This is a genomic window from Rhizobacter sp. P1_G5, assembly GCF_056405435.1.
This window is the reverse complement of sequence record NZ_JBFUCB010001041.1, coordinates 1-1,117: the sequence shown is the minus strand read 5'-3', so window position 1 is coordinate 1,117 and position 1,117 is coordinate 1. Positions and strand designations below refer to the sequence as shown.

At 58.3% G+C, this 1,117-nt stretch carries 2 protein-coding genes; both read right to left on the bottom strand.

Annotation, left to right across the window (positions count from 1 at the left end):
- Nucleotides 1–19 precede the first annotated feature (19 nt).
- The gene (locus AC1D12_RS33835) at nucleotides 20–247 is read right to left on the bottom strand and encodes a DUF6148 family protein (protein ID WP_477845451.1); all 228 of its coding nucleotides are present in this window, start codon (nucleotides 245–247) and stop codon (nucleotides 20–22) included.
- A 483-nt stretch (nucleotides 248–730) separates the two neighbouring features.
- A partial coding sequence (locus AC1D12_RS33830) for a hypothetical protein (RefSeq protein WP_477845450.1) occupies nucleotides 731–1,117 on the bottom strand: 387 nt, incomplete at its 5' end.

Sequence of the window (1,117 nt, the reverse complement as noted above, 5' to 3'; positions counted from 1 at the left end):
GGGTTCAGACGCGAACCCATCAGTCGAGGCGCGCGACAGAGAAGCGTAGGCCGCCCAGGGTCGGCGCCCCGGATGCTCGATCGCGCTCAGCGGCGACGCGGCGTTCCCATTCCTGACGGCCGGCGCGGATCTCGGCCAAGTCTTCGCTGCGGAAGACGCGATCGCCGAGGCGCGCTTCCTTGCCGAGGAGGACATCGGTTTCGGCCTGCAAATAGGCGGCCAGCATAGTAGTAGCAGGGGTGCTCATGCGCCCATGCTCTCCGAATCAGAGTCTCATTTGTAGACTCCGAAATAGGAAAATATGCCGCTTGCCCAATGGGTAGATGTTCGCGGCAACTGCTTTCTCCCCCTCCTGATTCATGGGGTACCTGCGGACGCTCAGAGACGAATCCCACTCCGATGCGGCCACCGAATAGAGCATTCGGCGGCGCACGAGCGGCTGCAATTCAGGTCTTCTTGCCCAAGTCCTCACCACAGTTCTGGCAATGCTGTCGTACGAACCCAGCGTAGACCGATACCTTGCCCAACTTCCCTTGGTAGACCACAGGGGTACCGCATCGTGGGCAGCGAATCCGCATGAGTACAAGCGAACCGATACCGACCCAAGCGAAGAATCCCACCATGAGCCCTTGTGAATGGTCCGCGCGTTCTCCGGCGGCAATCGCAATTGCCAAGCCGACAATGACGAAGATGACCATACCCCATATGAATCTGTGTCGCGGTGACAGGCTCACTTGATGCCTCCTAGTTTGTCAAACAGCCAATCAAAGGCGTCGCGGAGACCAAATGTACGGGTCTCGGCGTTTGTAACCGAGCCACCAAGCCTGCCAGCCGGTCCAATAGAGGCGCCAGCAAATGCGCCCGTTTTTGGATTGGTCATCCATGTGCCACTACCAACAAGACAGGAGGCATTGTAGTTCGTCGTCGTGCCTGAAACGTTCGACAGTGCATCAGGCACATACCCAACTTGCGCGCTGAGTCCAACGTTTGCGCCTCCGCCTGCGCCTCCAGAGATGACAAAACCGATATCGTTCGGCATATTGCTCAAGTACACCCCAAAGCTTCCCTCACCTCCGCCGAATATAATCGCCGAGCCACCGCCCGTAACAGTGAATGT

What these genes read in the sequence shown, in the direction of transcription:
- AC1D12_RS33835 (WP_477845451.1), bottom strand. Translation starts at nt 247, where the DNA reads ATGAGCACCCCTGCTACTACTATGCTGGCCGCCTATTTGCAGGCCGAA.